The sequence below is a fragment of the Maledivibacter sp. genome, assembly GCA_025210375.1.
Classification (GTDB): Bacteria; Bacillota; Clostridia; order Peptostreptococcales; family Caminicellaceae; genus JAOASB01.
The window spans coordinates 1-4527 of the sequence record JAOASB010000038.1; the positions used below are offsets into that span (position 1 = coordinate 1).

A 4527-nucleotide genomic window follows, 5' to 3' on the forward strand; every position below is an offset into this window, starting at 1 on the left:
CTATTTTTCAATATTGCATCATTAGTAGGGTTTCCATATTCATTTATATTCATTTTAAGATATTGGTTGAATATCAAGTCTAATTGGCGTATAAACTTCTTTCTTGGACTTCTCTGATGTATTAAATAATTAAAACCCCCTAAATTTTTAATCTGATTAATTTTAATAGTGATTTTTTTGCCAGTTTCATAATTAACTGTTTCACAGAAATAACTAAATCCATCTGGTATTTCTTGCTGTAAAAAATCTGCCATACTTTTATATTGTTAGGATTCCATATCCCCTATCTTACTCCTAATCTGTTGTCAGCAACTCCGTCCCCCTGGCAATTCATGTTTTACCACTTGATTAATTCACCTGTCTTCTTTGATTTTTTATTGAAAAATTAATAATGTGCCTATGGAATTTTTATTTCCTAGGCACCTTATTTTTAGAGGAAGCGAATACTCCGTCCCCTCGCTTCCTAATGTTTCTTAGTATTTAATTTGTTTTTAAGAATAAGGTATTGTAATAAATTATGATTTGCCACAAACTCAAATGTATATCCAATTATTATAAGTAGAAATAGTAATAGTATAAATAAGTTGTTTTGATTAAGCTTACTTACTAATGAGCGACCTATAAGTATACTAAATACCCCTAGACATGATATAGTTCCTATGGCAATTTTGTCCTTTATTTTACTTTTGTTATTTTTTTCTTCAAGCTTCATTTTTATTAATAATACAGAACACATAACAAATATAACATAAAACAATAATAAAATAATTGTAAATAATATAGATGTCATTTCCAAATACAAATAATATATAGTTATGCTTAACCCTAAACAACTAATTGATACTAGCATTGCTAATGATCCTTCAAACAGAAAAAATTGTTGCCGTTTTATATTTCTCCTAATTACTAAACCCCATATTGTAAAAAACATCATAATTGTTAAAGCAGAAATTAAAATTAAATTAGATTGTAACTTATTATATAGTAGTCCAAGAAATATACCTCCAAATGTTATTCCTAAAAAAATCGAATCTAAAACTTTTTTTTTCAAATTTTTGTCCTCTTCAAGCTTAATAATTTTTCTCATGGTATTATTATTAAAGAACATAGCAATACTCCTTATTAAAATTTTTATATGTCTATAAAAGGTAGTTCTATTAACTACTTATTTAAACATATTATTAAAATAATCAAATACATTATCAATTGTTTTTTTTGCTTTATTCATCGCTCCATCAATTGTTTCTTTAGCTCCATCAATTGCTTTTTTTACACCATGTCAAATCCATTGTTTAGGAGTTTTACCTTTGATTTCCAATCCGTCTGCAACAACAGCTTTTGTAACCCCAGCTGCTCCACCAACTACACCCCCAGCCACAGTTCCAACACGGGAGAAAAATAAGTGCCTGCAGCACTTCCTACTTTTGATCCTGCGATTCCTGCTATTTTTATCGAAGCCCAAGTAACAGTTACATCTACTGTAACATCTGCTATATGTTCAGAAACACTAGCATCCTTATTAAAATTCTCATATTCATCTATTACAATCGGTGCAACATATGCTGTTGTATTAGCTACTTTTCCAAATGTATTTGAAATCTTACCAAATGTTTTTGCATTTATAGCCTTTTGTTGTCTAGTCCATAAGCCACTCCTACCATCTATTAATCGAATTTTATCAATTTGATTATCAGCAGTTGCATTAACTCCACGCCAGAAAATCTCATTCCCTGATAAAACTGTAACTCCAAAATTATCAGGCAAAGACATCGCTTTACTAAAAGAATCAGATTCTTTTTCACTGTTCCCATCATCACTCAAATTAAAATACACATCAGAAGTCTTTTCCATTTCTTTTCGTATCATTTCATATTCTGGATCATTAACCCTTGGATAATGCCTATTATCAGTCACACCATCCTTAGCATACCCACTAGGATCAACATACTTCAGTGGATTATTTGCTACATAGGCATATAGATTGAGTCCATCTCCTCTGAAAGCATCCTCTTGTATGAACCTTCCTATCTGTGGGGCATAGTATCTGGCTCTGAGGTAGTATTGGTTTGTTATTTGGTCGTATTGCTGATCTGCGTATTTGTATTTGTTGTCTGTTCTTTCTAGGCTTTCTCTTAGATTACCAAAGGGGTCGTAGGTGTACTTGGTTAGTATCTATCCACCACCGGCCACTATTTCTGTTATGTCTCCATGTCTGTTGTGGAGGTAGTAGCTCATTTGGGCTTTGTTGTTGGCTTTAGCTATTAGGTCTAGTCCCCTTATGTGGGATCTTTTTCTTTGTCCTGCTTGGTCTTTTTCTATTATAACATTCCTTCCATTATATGTATTTATTTGTTCTACCACTTGATTAATTTACCTGTCTTCTTTGATTTTTTATTGAAAAATAAATAATGTGCCTATAGAATTTTTATTTCCTAGACACCTTATTTTTAGAAGAAGCGAATACTCCGTCCCCTCGCTTCTATGTTGTCAGTAACTCCGTCCCCTCGCTTCTTTATTTTTTTATCTTTACATATATTGCTATACTTATTGAAAATACTATTGGTAAAATTAGGATAACATACTCAATTTTCTTCATAGGTCTTGGATCAATAATAAATGATATGTATATTAAACTAATAAGTAAAATGCTTAAGAATTTAATTCTCTTATTCATCATTGTAATTCCTCCAACTATTATACGTTGGATAAAATGTTTAAAATTCCAATTACAATAATAAACATTCCCGAAATTTGGAATATATATCCAAGTATGAGATGAAATATTTTTGTTCTTTTCAATGCTTTTTGATCATTTTTTATATATTCATATCCTTTTAAGAAGTTTACTGGCACTTTTTTACAAATCATACCTGTAATTGTAAGAATCACACCTATTAATAATACTTGAAATTTTTGATTTTCCATATACTAGACCTCGCTTTTGTAATAATTTTATTTTCCAAATATTGATTTTATGTATGTTGTCAGCAACTCCGTCCCCTTGCTTCCATTATATGTATTTATCTGTTTTGCCACTTAATCAATCTGCCTGTCTTTTTTGATTTTTTATTGAAAAATTAATAAGGTGCCTATGGAATTTTTATTTCCTAGGCACCTTATTTTTAGAGGAAGCGAATACTCCGTCCCCTCGCTTCATGCCCTTGCTTTATTCCTGTGTTTTCTCTATTCTTCTACCATATCCATTGCTTTAATTATCCCTTCCCGGAAGCTAAGCCATATTGGTAATGTCATCCATATTATAATAACATCTTGCGTTGTTTGATTTAAATCTAATATAAGAGATAATACAAATAATATACCAATTAACAATGATATCACAAAAAATACGATAGAAATTGTTTTCATAATTTTAATAATTCTTTTAAAACGCCTCATTGAAGATGTATGATTTCTTCCATCAAATTTATTGTAAGTTAATACCATCATTGGCATCATATTTTTAAATATAATATTAACAACAAAAATAAATAACGATATTACTATTTTCTCAGGCATCTCCATGTTGCCATCATCGCTTACTAATAACATTAAAAATAGAATAAAATATCCAACATAGGTAACTAGAAAACTAATTTTTTTCAAATTATTACCCTCTCCCTAATTCTAAACTAAATCAATTACTTAAATATCTTTTTATAAATTTTATATACTTTATCGAAAACATTTATTTTATATACTTTTGTTTTAGCTACTCCCGTATGTATTTCTGCTGGAACAAAGGTTACATTTCCTCCAACACCAACCGTATGAGCTGTTACTTGCCTACCATCATCAGTACTGGCAGGGGAATAAGTGTAATCTACTGATATTCCAATTCCTTCTCCTAAATCTACTCCTCCTCCAAAGTATGGAGCAGTTCCATTCATATCTTCTACACTTTCCATATTATTAGAATACGTATAAGAAACTCCAACCCCTCCTTCAATATCACTTTTAGCCTTGAATCCACCAGTAAATGCCATACCTATATTACCTCTAGTATCTCCAATAAATTGGACTGAACCAGTGACGAGAACTAAATCCCCACTAAGCCCTTCTGCCGATACTTTTGGTATTCGAAGAAGGAAATTATCATCTGCGAAATTATTATATTTTTCTACAGCATTAGCTACAAATTCTGTAATTGGATTTTCTGTTTCATCTTCATCCGTCCTCTCATCACTCAAACTAGAAAACACATCAGAAGTCTTTTCCATTTCTTCTCGTATCATTCCATGTTCGGGATCATTAACCCTTGGATAATGCCTATTATCAGTCACACCATCCTTCGCATACCCACTAGGATCAACATACTTCAGTGGATTATTCGCTACATAGGCATATAGATTGAGTCCATCTCCTCTGAAAGCATCCTCTTGTATGAATCTTCCTATCTGTGGGGCGTAGTATCTGGATCTGAGGTAGTATTGGTCTGTTATTTGGTCGTATTGCTGACCTGCGTATTTGTATTTGTTGTCTATTCTTTCTAGGCTTTCTCTTAGATTACCAAAGGGGTCGTAGGTGTAC

At 31.5% G+C, this 4527-nt stretch carries 8 protein-coding genes and 1 pseudogene; all 9 read right to left on the reverse strand.

The genetic code is table 11. The features are described from left to right. Nucleotides 1-254, reverse strand: a 254-nt coding sequence (locus N4A68_14300; protein MCT4565470.1) for a hypothetical protein, incomplete at its 3' end; no start/stop codon positions are given. A 209-nt stretch (nt 255-463) separates the two neighbouring features. Next, nucleotides 464-1108: a hypothetical protein gene (locus N4A68_14305; protein MCT4565471.1), complete on the reverse strand. Its 645-nt coding sequence runs from the start codon at nt 1106-1108 to the stop codon at nt 464-466. Nucleotides 1109-1362: 254 nt separating this feature from the next. After that, the gene (locus N4A68_14310) at nt 1363-1914 is read right to left on the reverse strand and encodes a hypothetical protein (GenBank protein ID MCT4565472.1); all 552 of its coding nucleotides are present in this window, start codon (nt 1912-1914) and stop codon (nt 1363-1365) included. 27 nt (nt 1915-1941) lie between these two features. After that, nucleotides 1942-2172: pseudogene (locus N4A68_14315) on the reverse strand (RHS repeat-associated core domain-containing protein). Next, on the reverse strand, nt 2173-2361 hold the full coding sequence (locus N4A68_14320) for a hypothetical protein (GenBank protein MCT4565473.1): 189 nt from the start codon (nt 2359-2361) through the stop codon (nt 2173-2175). Between the two features lie 151 nt (nt 2362-2512). Next, nucleotides 2513-2677 carry a hypothetical protein gene (locus N4A68_14325; protein MCT4565474.1) on the reverse strand — a complete coding sequence of 55 codons (165 nt, stop codon included), beginning with the start codon at nt 2675-2677 and terminating at the stop codon, nt 2513-2515. Nucleotides 2678-2694: 17 nt separating this feature from the next. Beyond that, nucleotides 2695-2925, reverse strand: a complete 231-nt coding sequence (locus tag N4A68_14330; GenBank protein MCT4565475.1) for a hypothetical protein — start codon at nt 2923-2925, stop codon at nt 2695-2697. 258 nt (nt 2926-3183) lie between these two features. Beyond that, nucleotides 3184-3603, reverse strand: a complete 420-nt coding sequence (locus N4A68_14335; protein MCT4565476.1) for a hypothetical protein — start codon at nt 3601-3603, stop codon at nt 3184-3186. 35 nt (nt 3604-3638) lie between these two features. Next, on the reverse strand, nt 3639-4527 hold an 889-nt coding region (locus tag N4A68_14340; protein ID MCT4565477.1), incomplete at its 5' end, for an RHS repeat-associated core domain-containing protein.